Genomic DNA, 18773 nt, shown 5'->3' with positions numbered 1-18773 from the left:
ACGGACTCTCAGCAGTCGATGCGGACGATGTCGCCATCCTTGAGATGGAAGAATGCGTCCTGCGGCACATCGAGGCGCAATGCTTCCTCCTTTGGAAGGTTCGCATAGACGCCGCGCAACAGGCGGCTGGTGATGCCGTGGCAGATGACGATCGCATCGCGAGCCTGTCTCTGCTGAATGGTCTCCAGGCTGCGGGCCACTCGGCTTGTCATTCTTTCGAACGTCTCACCGCCCGGCGCGTGGAAGAACCATTCGTATCGATCCAGCCCGTCGCGCATGCCGGGATATTCATAATCGATCTCGTAATCCGTCATGCCGTCCCATACGCCCATGCCGATCTCCATCAGGCCGGGATCGAGGGTGATGCCGTCGATCATGCCGATTTCGCCTGCGACGATTTCGCAGGTCTGCCTCGCCCTGCCGAGCGGGCTGGAGAAAATATGGACTTCATCGGTTTCGATCAGCGCGGCGAGCCTGCGGCCCATGCGCATCGCCTGTTGTCGCCCCAGTTCCGTCAAAGGCGAATCGACCTGACCCTGCCAGCGGCGAACGGCGTTGAATTCGGTCTGGCCGTGACGGACGAGATAGATGCTCATGGGCGTTCCTGTGAAATAGGGGAAGATCAGCGAATTGAACGATGTACCCCGTGGGCGGGGTGTGCCGGGGTATTTTGCCAGACAATGTGAAAAAACAAAAAACACACTTGCCATTCTTTTCCCTGCACCTTAAAGGAGCGCATACCGAATTGGCCAAGCGATTTCGCGGCCGGTTCAGGTGATCAAGGGGTATAGCTCAGTTGGTAGAGCGGCGGTCTCCAAAACCGCAGGTCGGGGGTTCGAGCCCCTCTGCCCCTGCCACTTTCCATTCGCAAGCGCGGGTCCTCGCTGCATGGCAGATGGGTGCCGGATTTCCGGCGAATTTCGCGGAATGTCGATTTCCTCTTGTTAAAAAGGGAATCGGTGTTTATGTAGGGTCAAAACAGACACGCGGTGCGTGGGGCTGATCAGTATCGGCTTTACGCGCCGTAATTGCGTGGGCAGTCAATGGCATCCAAAACCAATCCGTTTACGTTTCTGCAGCAGGTTCGCGCCGAAGCGTCAAAAATCACTTGGCCGTCGCGCCGCGAGACCATGATTTCGACGGCTATGGTGCTGGTGATGGTCATTTTTGCGGCTCTGTTCTTCTTTGCTGCGGATCAGCTCATCGGCTGGCTGCTCAGCCTGGTGCTGAACGTAGGCCGGTAACGGCGCGGTCAAAGGCCCGGTGGAAGGATCGAACGGAGAATAAAAATGGCAGCGCGCTGGTATATCGTTCACGCATATTCGAATTTCGAAAAGAAGGTCGCCGAGTCGATCGAGGAAAAGGCCCGCCAGAAGGGTCTGGATCATCTTTTCGAGAAAATCCTCGTGCCGACCGAAAAGGTGGTCGAGGTGCGTCGCGGCCGCAAGGTCGACAGCGAGCGCAAGTTTTTTCCAGGTTACGTGCTGGTGCGCGCCAACCTGACGGATGAGGCCTATCACCTCATCAAGAACACGCCGAAGGTTACCGGTTTCCTCGGTTCGGACAGCAAGCCTGTTCCGATTCCCGATTATGAAGCCGAGCGTATCCTCGGTCAGGTTCAGGAAGGTGTCGAGCGTCCGAAGTCTTCGGTTTCGTTCGAGATCGGCGAGCAGGTTCGCGTTTCCGACGGTCCGTTCGCGTCGTTCAACGGCGTGGTTCAGGATGTCGACGAAGAGCGTTCGCGCCTGAAGGTGGAAGTGTCGATTTTCGGCCGTGCTACGCCGGTCGAGCTGGAATACAATCAGGTCGAAAAGGTCTGATTGGCGGGGCGAAGCCCCAAGCGCGTGGAAGGCTAACTGGCTCTTTAAGCCGGGGCAGGGCGCCGCACCACGCAACCGCAGCCGCCGGAGCGATCCGGCTTAAGAGAAGCCGGGCAACCGGTTTGAATTGAAAGGCAGAGAGATATGGCTAAGAAAGTTGCAGGCCAGCTCAAGTTGCAGGTAAAGGCCGGGGCGGCCAATCCGTCCCCGCCGATCGGTCCGGCACTTGGTCAGCGTGGCATTAACATCATGGAATTCTGCAAGGCGTTCAATGCCGCCACGCAGGAAATGGAAAAGGGTATGCCGATCCCGGTCGTCATCACCTATTACCAGGACAAGTCCTTCACCTTCGTCATGAAGCAGCCGCCGATGACCTACTGGCTGAAGAAGGAAGCAAAGATCACCTCCGGTTCCAAGACGCCTGGCAAGGGCGCCAAGGTCGGCTCCATCACCAAGGCTCAGGTCAAGACGATCGCTGAAGCCAAGATGAAGGATCTGAACGCAGCCGACATCGAAGGCGCAATGGCAATGGTTGAGGGCTCCGCCCGCGCCATGGGCCTGGAAGTGGTAGGTTGATCATGGCCAAGGTAGCAAAGCGCATTCAGAAGATCCGCGAAGGCGTGGATCCTAACAAGCTTTACGTTCTCACCGACGCCATTTCGATGGTCAAGGAACGTGCTGTCGCCAAGTTCGACGAAACCGTTGAAGTTTCGATGAACCTCGGCGTTGACCCGCGCCATGCGGACCAGATGGTTCGCGGCGTCGTCAACCTGCCGAACGGCACCGGCCGTGACGTTCGCGTCGCCGTCTTCGCCCGTGGCGCCAAGGCTGATGAAGCCACGGCTGCTGGCGCTGACGTTGTCGGTGCAGAAGAACTGGTTGAAATCGTTCAGGGCGGCAAGATCGACTTCGATCGTTGCATCGCGACCCCGGACATGATGCCGCTCGTCGGCCGTCTCGGCAAGGTACTCGGCCCGCGTGGCATGATGCCGAACCCGAAGGTCGGTACGGTGACGATGGATGTTGCCGGCGCCGTCAAGGCGTCCAAGGGCGGCGCTGTCGAGTTCCGCGTCGAAAAGGCCGGTATCGTACACGCTGGCGTTGGCAAGGCTTCGTTCGACGCCAAGGCTCTTGAAGAAAACATCAAGGCTTTCGCCGATGCCGTCATCAAGGCAAAGCCGACGGGTGCCAAGGGCAACTACGTCAAGCGCGTCGCGATTTCCTCGACCATGGGTCCGGGCGTCAAGATCGACCCTTCGTCGGTTACGGCTTAATCAATTCTCGCGCTTCCCACGGGAAGTGTGAATAAAAGAATCTCCGGCTCCCAGGAGCCGGAGATTTCCGGGGAAACCCGGAACTCCTGTCCGAGATTGCGGGTGGCCATGTCTTTCGGGACCTGGCCTTAATCATTCAACCTGCATGAGACGGGTGAGGCTGGATTTGAGGCATCCTAGATGCCTGACTGTCCGGTTCGAACCTGGTGTGCCTGTGCCTGAAGCCGTTTGCGGCGACAGAGCGGGGGACAGGATCCTCGAGCGTCGCTCGGGATCTTTGTAAAAAGGTCCCTTGGGGCAAAGGCAAACCCGACGGGTTCACATGTTGTGTTCCCGTCTACTGGAGACAGACAGTGGAAAGAGCGGAAAAACGCGAATTCGTCACGGAGCTGAACGAAGTCTTCAAGGCTTCCGGTTCGGTTGTCGTGGCCCACTATGCTGGTGTCACCGTTGCGCAGATGAACGACTTCCGTTCGAAGATGCGCGCTGCCGGAGGCACCGTCAAGGTCGCGAAGAACCGCCTGGCCAAGATCGCTCTTCAGGGCACGGAGTCGGAAGGGATGACAGATCTCTTCAAGGGCCAGACGCTGATTGCATACAGCGTCGACCCGATGATCGCTCCGAAAGTCGTCATGGATTTCGCCAAGACCAACGACAAGGTCGTTGTTCTCGGTGGCGCCATGGGTGCAACCACGCTCAACGCCGAAGCAGTCAAGTCGCTTGCGACCCTGCCTTCGCTGGACGAGCTGCGCGCAAAGCTGCTGGGCCTTCTCAATGCCCCGGCAACCCGCGTCGCTACGGTTGTCGCCGCACCTGCAAGCCAGCTGGCACGGGTGTTCTCGGCTTACGCCAAGAAGGACGAAGCCGCTTAAGGCGGTTTTTCGCTGTAAATATTCAAACTGGTTCGAACTGAACAAAAGGAACTATCAAAATGGCTGATCTCGCAAAGATCGTAGACGACCTCTCCTCGCTGACCGTTCTGGAAGCTGCAGAACTGTCCAAGCTTCTCGAAGAAAAGTGGGGCGTTTCCGCTGCTGCTCCGGTAGCTGTTGCTGCTGTTGCTGGCGGTGCAGGCGCTGCTGCTGCTGCTGAAGAAGAAAAGACTGAATTCGACGTGATCCTGGTTGACGCTGGTGCCAACAAGATCAACGTCATCAAGGAAGTCCGCGCTATCACGGGCCTCGGCCTGAAGGAAGCCAAGGACCTCGTTGAAGGCGCTCCGAAGGCTGTCAAGGAAGCTGTTTCCAAGGCTGAAGCTGCTGATCTCAAGAAGAAGCTTGAAGAAGCCGGCGCTAAGGTCGACGTTAAGTAATCTTGCGATTACTGGCGGGAAGGGGCTTCATGCCCCTTTCCGTCGTCATCGTTTTTAAAACTCATTACCCAAAAGCCGCGTGAAAATGGCTTTTGGGTAATGGGTTCTTCAAGAGAATGGTTCCGAACCGGCTCATCTAGGCAATCCGGCCTGATCGATCCGGGATGTGGAACGAGATTGATGACACCCATTGCTTGACGGGATCGACTGGCCATCGGTTCCCGTCCGTTGCAGGCCCGGATGCAATTTTAAAGGAGCGACGATGGCTCAGACCCTTTCGTTTAACGGTCGCAGGCGCGTACGCAAGTTTTTCGGCAAAATTCCAGAAGTAGCGGAAATGCCGAACCTCATCGAGGTTCAGAAGGCTTCGTACGACCAGTTTCTCATGGTTGACGAGCCCAAGGGTGGCCGTCCCGACGAGGGATTGAATGCCGTATTCAAGTCCGTATTCCCGATCACCGATTTTTCCGGCGCCTCCATGCTTGAATTCGTGTCCTACGAATTCGAAGCGCCGAAGTTCGACGTCGAGGAATGCCGTCAGCGCGATCTGACCTATGCTGCGCCGCTGAAAGTGACGCTGCGCCTCATCGTGTTCGATATCGATGAAGATACCGGCGCGAAGTCCATCAAGGACATCAAGGAACAGTCCGTCTACATGGGCGACATGCCGCTCATGACCAATAACGGTACGTTCATCGTCAACGGCACCGAGCGCGTCATCGTTTCGCAGATGCACCGTTCGCCGGGCGTGTTCTTCGATCATGACAAGGGCAAGAGCCATTCTTCCGGCAAGCTGCTCTTCGCTGCCCGCGTCATCCCCTATCGCGGTTCCTGGCTCGACATCGAGTTCGACGCCAAGGACATCGTCTATGCGCGTATCGACCGTCGCCGCAAGATCCCCGTGACCTCGCTGCTGATGGCGCTTGGCATGGATGGCGAAGACATTCTGTCGACCTTCTACACCAAGGCTTCCTATGAGCGCGACGGCGACGGCTGGCGCATTCCGTTCCAGCCCGAGACGCTGAAGAACGCCAAGGTCATCACCGACATGATCGACGCCGATACCGGCGAAGTCGTGGTCGAAGGTGGCAAGAAGCTGACCCCGCGCCTGATCCGTCAGCTGACGGAGAAGGGCCTGAAGGCGCTGAAGGCGACCGACGAAGACCTCTACGGCAACTATCTGGCCGAAGACATCGTCAACTACGAGACGGGTGAAATCTATCTCGAAGCTGGCGACGAAATCGACGAGAAGACCCTCGGCCTCATCCTGCAGTCCGGCTTCGACGAGATTCCGGTCCTCAACATCGACCACGTCAATGTTGGCGCCTATATCCGCAACACGCTATCTGCCGACAAGAACGAGAACCGTCAGGAAGCCCTGTTCGACATCTACCGCGTCATGCGTCCGGGTGAGCCGCCGACCATGGAATCGGCGGAAGCGATGTTCAACTCGCTGTTCTTCGATGCGGAGCGTTACGATCTGTCGGCCGTTGGCCGCGTCAAGATGAACATGCGCCTCGACCTCGATGCGGAAGACACCGTGCGCACGCTGCGCAAGGAAGACATCCTCGCCGTCGTCAAGATGCTGGTCGAACTGCGCGACGGCAAGGGCGAAATCGACGACATCGACAACCTCGGCAACCGCCGTGTCCGTTCTGTCGGCGAACTGATGGAAAACCAGTATCGTCTGGGCCTTCTGCGCATGGAACGTGCGATCAAGGAACGTATGTCCTCGATCGAAATCGACACCGTGATGCCGCAGGACCTGATCAACGCGAAGCCGGCAGCCGCCGCCGTTCGCGAATTCTTCGGTTCCTCGCAGCTGTCGCAGTTCATGGACCAGGTGAACCCGCTTTCGGAAATCACCCACAAGCGCCGTCTTTCGGCTCTTGGACCGGGCGGTCTGACCCGCGAGCGCGCCGGCTTCGAAGTCCGCGACGTTCACCCGACCCATTACGGCCGTATTTGCCCGATCGAAACGCCGGAAGGCCCGAACATCGGTCTGATCAACTCGCTTGCAACCTTTGCCCGCGTCAACAAGTACGGCTTCATCGAAAGCCCGTACCGCAAGATCGTCGACGGCAAGGTGACCAACGACGTGATCTACCTCTCCGCCATGGAAGAGGCCAAGTATTACGTCGCGCAGGCCAACGCGCCGCTCAATGAAGACGGTTCGTTCTCGGAAGAGTTCGTCGTCTGCCGTCACTCGGGCGAAGTTATGCTCGCACCGCGTGACAACATCAACCTGATGGACGTTTCGCCGAAGCAGCTCGTTTCGGTCGCAGCGGCTCTCATTCCGTTCCTGGAAAACGACGACGCCAACCGCGCTCTCATGGGCTCGAACATGCAGCGTCAGGCCGTTCCGCTTCTGCGCGCCGAGGCACCGTTCGTCGGTACCGGCATGGAGCCGATCGTCGCCCGTGACTCCGGCGCTGCCATCGCAGCCCGTCGTGGCGGTGTGGTCGATCAGGTGGATGCGACCCGTATCGTTATCCGCGCCACGGAAGACCTCGATGCCGGCAAGTCCGGTGTTGACATCTACCGTCTGCAGAAGTTCCAGCGTTCGAACCAGAACACCTGCGTCAACCAGCGTCCGCTGGTTTCCGTCGGCGACAACATCTCCAAGGGCGATATCATCGCGGACGGTCCGTCGACCGACCTCGGCGATCTGGCTCTTGGCCGCAACGCGCTCGTCGCGTTCATGCCCTGGAACGGCTACAACTACGAAGACTCGATCCTGATGTCGGAGCGTATCGTTTCCGACGACGTGTTCACCTCCATCCACATCGAAGAATTCGAAGTGATGGCGCGCGACACGAAGCTTGGTCCGGAAGAAATCACGCGCGACATTCCGAACGTTTCGGAAGAAGCGCTGAAGAACCTCGACGAAGCCGGTATCGTTTACATCGGTGCGGAAGTTCAGCCGGGCGACATTCTCGTCGGCAAGATCACGCCGAAGGGCGAAAGCCCGATGACGCCGGAAGAAAAGCTTCTGCGCGCCATCTTCGGTGAAAAGGCTTCCGACGTTCGCGACACCTCCATGCGCATGCCTCCGGGCACGTTCGGTACGGTCGTGGAAGTCCGCGTCTTCAACCGTCACGGTGTGGAGAAGGACGAGCGCGCGATGGCTATCGAGCGCGAAGAGATCGAGCGTCTGGCGAAGGACCGCGACGACGAGCAGGCGATCCTCGACCGTAACGTCTACGGCCGTCTGATCGACATGCTGCGTGGCCACGTTTCCATCGCGGGTCCGAAGGGCTTCAAGAAGGGCGTCGAGCTTTCCAACGCCGTCGTCTCCGAATATCCCCGCTCGCAGTGGTGGATGTTCGCGGTCGAAGACGAAAAGGCTCAGTCCGAGCTGGAAGCGCTTCGTGGCCAGTACGACGAATCCAAGTCGCGCCTTGAACAGCGCTTCATGGACAAGGTCGAAAAGGTCCAGCGTGGCGATGAAATGCCTCCGGGCGTCATGAAGATGGTCAAGGTCTTCGTTGCCGTTAAGCGCAAGATCCAGCCAGGCGACAAGATGGCCGGCCGTCACGGGAACAAGGGCGTCGTCTCGCGTATCGTTCCGGTCGAGGACATGCCGTTCCTCGAAGACGGCACGCATGTCGACATCTGCTTGAACCCGCTCGGCGTGCCTTCGCGCATGAACGTCGGCCAGATCCTCGAAACCCACCTCGCATGGGCATGCGCAGGCATGGGCAAGAAGATCGGCGAGATGCTCGAAGAGTATCGCAAGACGATGGACATCAGCGAGCTTCGCAGCGAGCTGACGGAAATCTACGCGTCTGAAGCCAATGACGAGGTTCAGCGTTTCGATGACGACTCGCTGGTCAAGCTTGCCGAAGAAGCCAAGCGCGGTGTTTCCATCGCGACCCCGGTTTTCGACGGTGCGCATGAGCCTGACGTTGCCGCGATGCTGAAGAAGGCAGGTCTGCATGAATCCGGTCAGTCCGTCCTTTACGACGGTCGTACCGGTGAGCCGTTCGACCGCAAGGTCACCGTCGGCTACATGTACATGATCAAGCTGAACCACCTTGTCGACGACAAGATCCACGCTCGCTCGATCGGTCCTTACTCGCTCGTTACCCAGCAGCCGCTGGGCGGCAAGGCGCAGTTCGGCGGACAGCGCTTCGGGGAAATGGAAGTCTGGGCTCTGGAAGCATACGGCGCGGCTTACACGCTGCAGGAAATGCTCACCGTCAAGTCGGACGACGTGGCGGGCCGCACCAAGGTTTACGAAGCGATCGTCCGTGGCGACGACACCTTCGAGGCCGGTATTCCGGAGAGCTTCAACGTTCTCGTCAAGGAAATGCGGTCGCTCGGTCTTTCGGTCGAACTGGAAAACTCGAAGATCGAGAACCAGCCCGAAGACCAGCTGCCCGACGCGGCGGAATAAGACGATAGAGGCGGGCGCCTTCAAGGGCGCCTGCCGGTTTCCCGGACGGTATTGGCCGGTTCGGGACACTTTCGCCGCATTATGCGGTTAATCCGTATTTAAAGCTCTGGACGGTGACCCGGGAAGAAGCCGGTCCAGATGCAAACAGGGGCAGCAGCTAGCCTCTCAAGGAGACAAGGCATGAACCAAGAGGTCATGAATCTTTTCAATCCTCAGGTGCCTGCGCAGCATTTCGATTCCATCCGGATTTCGATCGCTTCGCCGGAAAAAATCCTGTCGTGGTCCTACGGCGAGATCAAGAAGCCGGAAACCATCAACTACCGTACGTTCAAGCCGGAACGCGACGGTCTCTTCTGCGCGCGCATCTTCGGACCGATCAAGGACTATGAGTGCCTGTGCGGCAAGTACAAGCGCATGAAGTACAAGGGCATCATCTGCGAAAAGTGCGGCGTCGAAGTGACGCTGTCGCGCGTTCGCCGTGAGCGCATGGGTCATATCGAGCTCGCAGCGCCGGTTGCCCATATCTGGTTCCTGAAGTCGCTTCCCTCGCGTATCTCGACCCTGCTCGACATGACGCTGAAGGATGTCGAGCGCGTTCTCTATTTCGAGAACTACATCGTCACGGAACCGGGCCTCACTTCGCTGAAGCAGAACCAGCTTCTGTCCGAAGAAGAGTACATGATCGCCGTCGACGAGTTCGGCGAAGACCAGTTCACCGCCATGATCGGCGCTGAAGCCATCTATGAGATGCTGGCTTCGATGAACCTCGAAAAGATCGCCGGCGACCTGCGCGTCGAGCTTGCTGAAACGACTTCTGACCTGAAGCAGAAGAAGTTGATGAAGCGCCTGAAGATCGTCGAGAACTTCATGGAAAGCGGCAACCGTCCGGAATGGATGATCATGAAGGTCGTTCCGGTCATTCCGCCGGACCTGCGCCCGCTGGTTCCGCTGGATGGCGGCCGTTTCGCGACGTCTGACCTCAACGATCTCTATCGCCGCGTCATCAATCGTAACAACCGTCTGAAGCGCCTGATCGAGCTTCGTGCGCCGGGCATCATCATCCGCAACGAAAAGCGTATGTTGCAGGAATCCGTCGATGCGCTGTTCGATAACGGCCGTCGCGGCCGCGTCATCACGGGTGCCAACAAGCGTCCGCTGAAGTCGCTCTCCGACATGCTCAAGGGCAAGCAGGGCCGCTTCCGCCAGAACCTTCTCGGCAAGCGCGTCGACTATTCCGGCCGTTCGGTCATCGTGACCGGTCCGGAACTGAAGCTGCACCAGTGCGGCCTGCCGAAGAAGATGGCGCTCGAACTGTTCAAGCCGTTCATCTACGCCCGCCTCGACGCCAAGGGTTATTCCTCGACCGTCAAGCAGGCCAAGAAGCTGGTTGAAAAGGAAAAGCCGGAAGTCTGGGATATCCTCGACGAGGTCATCCGCGAGCATCCGGTTCTCCTGAACCGCGCACCGACGCTGCACCGTCTGGGTATCCAGGCTTTCGAACCCATGCTGGTCGAAGGCAAGGCCATCCAGCTGCACCCGCTCGTCTGCACGGCCTTCAACGCCGACTTCGACGGTGACCAGATGGCTGTCCACGTTCCGCTTTCGCTGGAAGCCCAGCTGGAAGCGCGCGTGCTGATGATGTCGACCAACAACATCCTGCATCCGGCAAACGGCCACCCGATCATCGTTCCTTCGCAGGACATGGTTCTCGGCCTGTATTACCTGTCGATCATGAACCAGAACGAGCCAGGCGAAGGCATGGCCTTCTCGGATATCGGCGAGTTGCATCACGCGCTTGAAAACAAGGTTGTGACGCTGCATGCCAAGATTCGCGGCCGCTTCAAGACCGTGGATGCCGATGGCAAGCCGGTTTCGAAGATCCATGAGACGACCCCCGGCCGTATGCTGATTGGCGAACTTCTGCCGAAGAACGTCAACGTGCCTTTCGACGTCTGCAACCAGGAAATGACCAAGAAGAACATCTCCAAGATGATCGACACGGTCTACCGTCATTGCGGCCAGAAAGACACGGTCATCTTCTGCGACCGCATCATGCAGCTCGGCTTTGCCCATGCCTGCCGCGCCGGCATTTCGTTCGGCAAGGACGACATGGTCATTCCGGACAGCAAGGTGAAGATCGTCGGCGACACCGAAGCTCTCGTGAAGGAATACGAACAGCAGTATAACGATGGTCTCATCACCCAGGGCGAAAAGTACAACAAGGTTGTCGACGCCTGGGGCAAGGCTACCGAAAAGGTCGCCGAAGAGATGATGGCACGCATCAAGGCTGTCGAGTTCGATCCGGAAACGGGCCGCCAGAAGCCGATGAACTCCATCTACATGATGTCGCACTCGGGTGCTCGTGGTTCTCCGAACCAGATGCGTCAGCTGGGCGGCATGCGTGGCCTGATGGCGAAGCCGTCGGGTGAAATCATCGAGACGCCGATCATCTCGAACTTCAAGGAAGGCCTGACCGTTAACGAGTACTTCAACTCGACCCACGGTGCCCGTAAGGGTCTCGCAGACACCGCCCTGAAGACGGCGAACTCGGGTTACCTGACCCGTCGTCTCGTCGACGTCGCGCAGGATTGCATCGTCAACTCCAGGGATTGCGGTACCGACAAGGGCCTCACCATGACCGCCATCGTCGATGCCGGTCAGGTCGTTGCCTCGCTCGGCGCACGTATCCTCGGCCGTACGGCCCTGGACGACATCGATCATCCGGTTTCCGGCGAAAACATCGTCAAGGCCGGCACGCTGATCGACGAAGCCGACGTGGCTGCCATCGAGAAGGCCGGTATCCAGTCCGTCCGCATCCGTTCGGCTCTGACCTGCGAAGTACAGATCGGCGTCTGCGGCGTCTGCTACGGTCGTGACCTTGCACGCGGTACGCCTGTCAACATGGGCGAAGCCGTTGGCGTCATCGCCGCACAGTCCATCGGTGAACCGGGCACGCAGCTTACCATGCGTACCTTCCACCTTGGCGGTACGGCGAACGTGGTCGACCAGTCGTTCCTCGAAGCTTCTTACGAGGGCACGATTGCGATCAAGAACCGCAACATCCTGCGCAACTCCGAAGGCGCACTCATCGCGATGGGCCGTAACATGGCCGTCACCATTCTCGATGAGCGTGGCCAGGAGCGGTCTTCGCAGCGCGTTGCCTATGGTTCGAAGATCTTCGTCGATGACGGCGACAAGGTTAAGCGCGGTCAGCGTCTTGCAGAGTGGGACCCCTACACCCGTCCGATGATGACGGAAGTGGAAGGTACCGTTCACTTCGAGGACCTCGTCGACGGCCTCTCCGTTCTGGAAGCCACCGACGAATCCACCGGCATCACCAAGCGTCAGGTTATCGACTGGCGTTCGACGCCGCGCGGTTCGGACCTCAAGCCCGCAATCGTCATCAAGGACGCTTCCGGTGCTGTTGCGAAGCTTGCCCGTGGTGGCGAAGCCCGCTTCCAGCTCTCGGTCGACGCCATCCTGTCGGTCGAGCCGGGTGCGAAGGTCTCCCAGGGTGACGTGCTTGCACGTTCGCCGCTGGAAAGCGCCAAGACGAAGGACATCACCGGCGGTCTGCCGCGCGTTGCCGAACTGTTCGAAGCCCGTCGTCCGAAGGACCACGCCATCATCGCAGAGATCGATGGTACGATCCGGCTGGGCCGCGACTACAAGAACAAGCGTCGCGTGATGATCGAGCCTGCGGAAGACGGCGTCGAGCCGGTCGAATACCTGATCCCGAAGGGTAAGCCCTTCCACCTTCAGGAAGGCGACTATATCGAAAAGGGTGAATACATCCTCGACGGTAACCCGGCACCGCACGACATTCTGGCGATCAAGGGCGTGGAGGCTCTGGCTTCCTACCTCGTGAACGAAATCCAGGAAGTCTACCGTCTGCAGGGCGTTGTGATCAACGATAAGCACATCGAAGTGATCGTTCGCCAGATGCTGCAGAAGGTTGAAATCACCGATGCCGGCGACAGCCAGTACATCGTTGGTGACAACGTCGATCGCATCGAGCTCGACGACAACAACGACCGCCTGATCGAAGAAGGCAAGAAGCCTGCCTATGGCGAGCCGGTTCTGCTCGGCATCACCAAGGCTTCGCTGCAGACGCCGTCCTTCATCTCGGCCGCATCCTTCCAGGAAACCACCAAGGTTCTCACGGAAGCTGCGATTGCCGGCAAGACGGACACGCTGCAGGGCCTCAAGGAAAACGTCATCGTCGGCCGTCTCATCCCGGCCGGTACCGGCGGCACCATGACGCAGATCCGCCGCATCGCCACCTCGCGCGACGACCTCATTCTCGAGGAACGCCGCAAGGGCACCGGTGCAGGTTCTGCGAACCAGATGCTGCAGGACATGACGGACCAGGCTCCGGCCGCCGAATAAGGCGGAGAAGGGCAGGGGCTTTGCGAAGCCCCGCCAAAGTTCAGAACAAAACGCCCGGAGCAATCCGGGCGTTTTTGTTTATGTGGAACAGGGACCTGTGGCTTTTGCGGTTGGTCGGCGTCTCCAGCCACGTGCGGCGGGGGTCAGCCCTGTTCGCGGATGTTATAACGGGTGAGGACGGAAAGCCGGCGAACGAGATCGGTCTGGCCGGTGCTGCCGGTCTTCGCATAGATCGACTTGGCGTTGCTGCGCACCGTTTCGTGGGAAATCTGCAATTGCTTCGCCACGGCGGGAAGCGAAAGCCCCTTCATGATTTCCAGCGCCACACGGGCCTCGCCCCTGGTGAGGTCATAAAGCCCCTTTAGCAGTGAGGTCGCGTCGGCGACGGTGCCCATGGGTTGCGATATCAGCACGATGGCGCAGCCTTTCGGGGACAGATCCAGTGCGTTCCTGCGCAACGGTATGACGTGCAGGATGCAGGACCGATCTTCGCCGGTCGGCAGCGGGAAAGAGCCGATATTATGCCCGGCAAGCGCCTTATAGAGCAGCCGGTTCACTCTTTCGTCGGCAATCACGATCCTGTCGTGGGCGCGGGTGGAAATACATTTCCTGAGGGAGAGAAACATGTCGTTTGCAGAAAGCACACGTCCGCTCGCCTGAAGCACCGCCGCCGGCGCCCCGATGGCGTTCAGTCCAAGCGTCATGGCATCGGCTTTCTGCCGTTGCAGCCGGGTTGCCAGCGTGAGGCTGCGGGCAATATGCGGTCTCAGCCGGTCAAGCGCCGCCATGGTTTCCGGCCCTATGACGCCGCTATCGAGCTTGCGTTCGAAAAGCACCGTCATTGCCGGATGGTCGGGCGGCGCAACCTGGGTGGCCGCGCCATATCCCAGTCCGCGCGGTATCAGGAAATCGCGCACGATCGGCAGGCCGGCCCATTCATCATGGGTGAAGACATCGAAATCCTGCACGAAGGAAAATTGTCCCTCACGGATTGCGCGGGTGAGGCGGTCGTTTCGGCGGTTCCAGCCGCCATCCATGAAGGCCTGCATCAGTTCCTGGAAATTGGGCGTGTAAAGCCAGGCTTCTTCTTCACCCTTGCCCCAGGTAAGGGCGCCACCCCAGAAATCCAGCCGGTGGCCGATGGCGGCAATGACCTGTGCCCAACGATCGGGAAAAAGCGCTGCCTCATAAATGTCATCGATAATGTCTGCCGACAATATAGTATTCAACCCGTCACTGGAATCTTGTGTCGGGGCTATTTAAACCTCATATTCTGTTATTGTTCAACGTATAATCAAATAATACTATTGTATTCAAAGTATATAATCTATGAGTGACTTAATATATTGACCAATTTGCCAAAGGGATCGCGCAGAAACAGCCGGCGCACGCCCCAGGCTTCGGTAACCGGGCCATAGTCGATCGGCAAGCCCGCTTTCAGGATTCTCTCGTGGATCTCTTCGAAATTATCGACCTCGATGGAAAGGTCCGGCACTGCTGTGCCGGAGCCGCCGTCGCTTGCGAAGCTGACCTGCGCCCTGGCTTCGAGCGGACTGGCATAGGTCAGGATCCAGCCGTGGTCCATGGCGACGGTCATGCCGAGAATATCACCATAGAACGCCTGAGCCCGCGTGGGGTCTGGCGTTGCGATGTTGGCGACGACACGTCTTACCGCCACGGACCTGCGCCTCAGGCGAAGCGGATGATGGCGACTTCGCCTTCGAGCGCGCCCTGATAGGCGGAGGCGTGCGGCTCTTCATCCGGCACGTCGGTCAGCATGCCGATCTGGTCGAGATCGGCTTCGATAAAACCTTCCTCGGAAAGCGCGTTCAGCGTTTCGCGCACGGCGGTATCGTCGTCCGGCGCCCGCAGGATGACGTGGATGTCGATGCCCTCGGAATTGTCGGTCTCATAGGCCTTGCCGATGACGATGAAGACCATCGGCTCGTCGCGTCCGTTGTCGTTGTCGGGGAGGGTGCTCATGACGCGGTTCCTTGATCTGTCGTTGCTGTGATGCGGGCCGAGGGAATCGGTCCCGCCCATGGCGGAGCCGCTCCGGCCCGCCATGGGGAATCAATAGACGGATTTTATGAAAAGCCAAAGCGTGGAGGTCAAAATCGCTGCCTTCTGTGCCGACTTATGTTAAAGCGGGTTGGAAATGGCCCGGACGTGGGCTTTGCGGCCATGGGTGGCGGCGCAAAATGTGGATTCACCCTTGACGAAAGCTGGCTAAAACAGTAGTACGCCCGCCATCGGAGCCTCTGTGGGTGCTGGCCGTTCGGTAACCTTTTTCCCGAACATCATCTCAAACGGGTCTCCATTGCACGTAGAAGACACGAATGTTGCACGCAAGACGCCTCATCCGGTGTCCTCTGCTCTTGGTGGTCCATCCGTGAAAACGGATCGGGCCACGTTTTGCGCATGAGGATATATGCGTGCATCGTCGCCGGCAACGGCATAGCCGCCACCCGTGAGGGTGGCTAAAGTAGTTTTTGCAAGGGATGGTTATATGCCTACCGTAAACCAGCTGATCCGCAAGCCTCGCCAGGCACAGGTAAAGCGCAACAAGGTTCCTGCTCTTCAGGAAAACCCGCAGAAGCGTGGTGTTTGCACCCGCGTTTACACGACGACCCCGAAGAAGCCGAACTCGGCTCTGCGTAAGGTTGCCAAGATCCGCCTCACCAACGGCTTCGAAGTCATCGGCTACATTCCGGGCGAAGGTCACAACCTTCAGGAACACTCCGTGGTCATGATCCGCGGCGGCCGCGTAAAGGACTTGCCGGGCGTGCGTTACCACATCATCCGCGGTGTTCTCGATACCCAGGGCGTCAAGAACCGCAAGCAGCGCCGCTCCAAGTACGGTGCGAAGCGTCCGAAGTAATTCGGGTTTAAACAAATTCCGGCGCTGCGCGAGGTTCTCCGCGTGGTTTAGCGTCAATAACATTGAGAGACAAAGAATATGTCCCGTCGCCATAGTGCAGAAAAGCGTGAGATCAACCCGGACCCGAAGTTCGGCGATCTGGTCGTCACCAAGTTCATGAACGCCATCATGCTTCACGGCAAGAAGTCGGTCGCAGAAAGCATCGTTTACGGCGCGTTCGACGTCGTTCAGGGCAAGACGAAGCAGGAGCCGCTCGGCGTGTTCCACTCCGCCCTCGACAACGTTGCTCCGCACGTTGAAGTGCGTTCGCGCCGCGTTGGTGGTGCCACGTATCAGGTTCCCGTCGACGTTCGCCCCGAGCGCCGTCAGGCCCTCGCTATCCGCTGGCTGATCACGGCTGCCCGCAAGCGCAACGAAACGACCATGGTCGATCGCCTTTCCGGCGAACTCATGGACGCTGCGAACAACCGCGGTTCCGCTGTCAAGAAGCGCGAAGACACGCACAAGATGGCCGACGCCAACCGCGCATTCTCGCATTACCGCTGGTAATCTTAACCGGTCGCATATCGAAAGGCAGTCCATTATGGCTCGCGAATATAAAATCGAAGACTACCGCAATTTCGGTATCATGGCGCATATCGACGCCGGCAAGACGACGACCACCGAGCGTATCCTTTATTACACCGGTAAGTCGCACAAGATCGGCGAAGTTCACGATGGCGCTGCCACGATGGACTGGATGGAACAGGAGCAGGAGCGTGGTATCACCATCACCTCCGCTGCCACCACGACCTTCTGGAAGGGTCGCGACGGCAAGATGCGCCGCTTCAACATCATCGACACCCCCGGCCACGTCGACTTCACCATTGAAGTCGAGCGTTCGCTGCGCGTTCTCGACGGCGCCATCGCGCTGCTCGACGCCAACGCCGGTGTTGAGCCGCAGACGGAAACCGTCTGGCGCCAGGCCGAGAAGTATCATGTTCCGCGCATGATCTTCTGCAACAAGATGGACAAGACCGGTGCTGACTTCTACCGCTCGGTAGAAATGATCAAGACCCGTCTCGGCGCCATCGCCGTTGTCATGCAGCTGCCGATCGGCGCTGAGACCGAGTTCAAGGGCGTTATCGACCTGATCGAGATGAACGCACTCATCTGGCGCGACGAATCGCTCGGCGCTCAGTGGGACGTTGTCGAAATCCCGGAAGACATGAAGGCCAAGGCTGACGAATATCGCGAAAAGCTGATCGAGACCGTTGTCGAGATCGACGAAGAAGCGATGGAAGACTACCTGAACGGCATCATGCCCGACAATGACAAGATCCGTGCGCTCGTTCGCCGCGGCACCATCGACGTGAAGTTCCACCCGATGTTCTGCGGTACCGCGTTCAAGAACAAGGGCGTTCAGCCGCTTCTCGACGCCGTTGTCGACTACCTGCCTTCTCCGCTGGACATTCCGGCGATCAAGGGTATCGACTTCAAGACCGAAGCCGAAATCGAGCGTCATGCCGACGACAGCGAGCCGCTTTCCATGCTCGCGTTCAAGATCATGAACGACCCCTTCGTCGGTTCGCTGACCTTCGCACGCATCTACTCGGGCAAGCTCGAAAAGGGTACGTCCGTCATCAACACGGTCAAGGACAAGCGCGAGCGCGTCGGCCGTATGCTGCAGATGCACTCCAACAGCCGTGAAGACATCGAAGAAGCCTTTGCCGGTGACATCGTTGCTCTGGCTGGCCTCAAGGAAACCACCACTGGCGATACGCTCTGCGATCCGCTGAAGCCGGTTATCCTCGAGCGCATGGAATTCCCCGAGCCGGTCATCCAGATCGCGATCGAGCCGAAGACCAAGGGCGACCAGGAAAAGATGGGCCTCGCGCTCAACCGTCTGGCTGCTGAAGATCCTTCGTTCCGCGTCAAGACGGATGAAGAATCCGGTCAGACGATCATCGCGGGCATGGGCGAACTTCACCTCGACATTCTCGTTGACCGTATGCGTCGCGAGTTCAAGGTTGAAGCAACCGTCGGCGCGCCGCAGGTTGCCTACCGCGAAACCATCACGCGTCAGCACGAAGAAGACTACACGCACAAGAAGCAGTCCGGTGGTACCGGTCAGTTCGCTCGCGTGAAGATCATCTTCGAACCGAACCCCGAAGGCGAAGACTTCAAGTTCGAATCCAAGATCGTCGGCGGTGCTGTTCCGAAGGAATACATCCCGGGCGTTCAGAAGGGTATCGAAAGCGTTCTGTCTTCCGGTCCGCTGGCTGGCTTCCCGATGCTCGGCGTCAAGGCGACGCTGGTCGACGGTGCATTCCACGATGTTGACTCGTCGGTTCTCGCCTTCGAAATCGCATCGCGTGCCTGCTTCCGTGAAGCAGCGAAGAAGGCTGGCGCACAGCTTCTCGAGCCGATGATGAAGGTCGAAGTCGTAACGCCGGAAGACTATGTCGGTGACGTTATCGGCGACCTGAACTCCCGTCGTGGTCAGATCCAGGGCCAGGAAAGCCGTGGTATCGCCGTCGTCATCAACGCGCATGTTCCGCTCGCGAACATGTTCAAGTACGTCGACAACCTGCGCTCCATGTCGCAGGGCCGTGCACAGTACTCGATGACGTTCGACCACTATTCGCCGGTTCCGTCGAACGTGGCGCAGGAAATCCAGGCTAAGTACTCCGGTCAGAAGTGATCGGGGTACGCCCCA

Annotated in this window: 15 protein-coding genes and 1 tRNA gene; 12 read left to right on the top strand and 4 right to left on the bottom strand. The window is 58.7% G+C overall.

The genetic code is table 11. The features are described from left to right. Positions 1 to 8 precede the first annotated feature (8 nt). A complete protein-coding gene (locus ACQZ60_RS09775) occupies positions 9 to 596 on the bottom strand; it encodes a histidine phosphatase family protein (protein ID WP_020812237.1) in 588 nt (195 codons plus the stop codon). Between the two features lie 185 nt (positions 597 to 781). On the opposite strand from ACQZ60_RS09775, the gene ACQZ60_RS09770 reads away from it, so the two are divergent. From ACQZ60_RS09770 to rpoC, 9 genes are all read left to right on the top strand, one after another. Next, positions 782 to 857: transfer RNA gene (locus ACQZ60_RS09770), tRNA-Trp, on the top strand. A 186-nt stretch (positions 858 to 1043) separates the two neighbouring features. Beyond that, positions 1044 to 1244, top strand: a complete 201-nt coding sequence (secE, locus tag ACQZ60_RS09765; RefSeq protein ID WP_003523719.1) for a preprotein translocase subunit SecE — start codon at positions 1044 to 1046, stop codon at positions 1242 to 1244. Positions 1245 to 1289: 45 nt separating this feature from the next. Then, positions 1290 to 1820 carry a transcription termination/antitermination protein NusG gene (gene nusG / locus ACQZ60_RS09760; protein ID WP_003523721.1) on the top strand — a complete coding sequence of 177 codons (531 nt, stop codon included), beginning with the start codon at positions 1290 to 1292 and terminating at the stop codon, positions 1818 to 1820. A gap of 144 nt (positions 1821 to 1964) precedes the next feature. Further along, on the top strand, positions 1965 to 2396 hold the full coding sequence (gene rplK / locus ACQZ60_RS09755; RefSeq protein WP_003523723.1) for a 50S ribosomal protein L11: 432 nt from the start codon (positions 1965 to 1967) through the stop codon (positions 2394 to 2396). Between the two features lie 2 nt (positions 2397 to 2398). Continuing rightward, entirely contained in the window at positions 2399 to 3094 is a 696-nt protein-coding gene (gene rplA / locus ACQZ60_RS09750; RefSeq protein WP_003523724.1) for a 50S ribosomal protein L1, read from the top strand. Positions 3095 to 3447: 353 nt separating this feature from the next. Beyond that, complete coding sequence (rplJ, locus tag ACQZ60_RS09745) at positions 3448 to 3966, top strand: 50S ribosomal protein L10 (RefSeq protein ID WP_003523725.1); 519 nt, start codon at positions 3448 to 3450, stop codon at positions 3964 to 3966. A gap of 59 nt (positions 3967 to 4025) precedes the next feature. After that, a complete protein-coding gene (gene rplL, locus ACQZ60_RS09740) occupies positions 4026 to 4406 on the top strand; it encodes a 50S ribosomal protein L7/L12 (RefSeq protein WP_003523726.1) in 381 nt (126 codons plus the stop codon). Between the two features lie 262 nt (positions 4407 to 4668). Beyond that, positions 4669 to 8805, top strand: a complete 4137-nt coding sequence (rpoB, locus tag ACQZ60_RS09735; protein WP_003523727.1) for a DNA-directed RNA polymerase subunit beta — start codon at positions 4669 to 4671, stop codon at positions 8803 to 8805. Between the two features lie 180 nt (positions 8806 to 8985). Continuing rightward, on the top strand, positions 8986 to 13194 hold the full coding sequence (rpoC, locus tag ACQZ60_RS09730) for a DNA-directed RNA polymerase subunit beta' (protein WP_304981367.1): 4209 nt from the start codon (positions 8986 to 8988) through the stop codon (positions 13192 to 13194). Between the two features lie 143 nt (positions 13195 to 13337). Here the strand turns inward: rpoC and ACQZ60_RS09725 are convergent, their stop codons facing one another. The 3 genes from ACQZ60_RS09725 to ACQZ60_RS09715 form a co-directional block, all read right to left on the bottom strand. Further along, a complete protein-coding gene (locus ACQZ60_RS09725; RefSeq protein ID WP_035239757.1) occupies positions 13338 to 14423 on the bottom strand; it encodes a helix-turn-helix transcriptional regulator in 1086 nt (361 codons plus the stop codon). A gap of 98 nt (positions 14424 to 14521) precedes the next feature. Continuing rightward, complete coding sequence (locus ACQZ60_RS09720; RefSeq protein WP_448735146.1) at positions 14522 to 14872, bottom strand: VOC family protein; 351 nt, start codon at positions 14870 to 14872, stop codon at positions 14522 to 14524. A gap of 11 nt (positions 14873 to 14883) precedes the next feature. Then, positions 14884 to 15177, bottom strand: coding sequence for a hypothetical protein (locus tag ACQZ60_RS09715; protein ID WP_035262574.1), 294 nt, complete (start codon positions 15175 to 15177; stop codon positions 14884 to 14886). A gap of 526 nt (positions 15178 to 15703) precedes the next feature. On the opposite strand from ACQZ60_RS09715, the gene rpsL reads away from it, so the two are divergent. The 3 genes from rpsL (at position 15704) to fusA (ending at position 18758) form a co-directional block, all read left to right on the top strand. Continuing rightward, positions 15704 to 16075 (top strand): 30S ribosomal protein S12, encoded by a 372-nt coding sequence (rpsL, locus tag ACQZ60_RS09710; protein WP_003507760.1) that lies wholly within the window; start codon positions 15704 to 15706, stop codon positions 16073 to 16075. Positions 16076 to 16153: 78 nt separating this feature from the next. Further along, the gene (rpsG, locus tag ACQZ60_RS09705) at positions 16154 to 16624 is read left to right on the top strand and encodes a 30S ribosomal protein S7 (protein WP_003507761.1); all 471 of its coding nucleotides are present in this window, start codon (positions 16154 to 16156) and stop codon (positions 16622 to 16624) included. 34 nt (positions 16625 to 16658) lie between these two features. Then, entirely contained in the window at positions 16659 to 18758 is a 2100-nt protein-coding gene (gene fusA / locus ACQZ60_RS09700; protein ID WP_003523732.1) for an elongation factor G, read from the top strand. The last annotated feature ends 15 nt before the right edge of the window (positions 18759 to 18773 follow it).

This window comes from Agrobacterium sp. 22-223-1, assembly GCF_053522385.1.
This window is presented reverse-complemented; position numbering and strand designations above follow the sequence as displayed.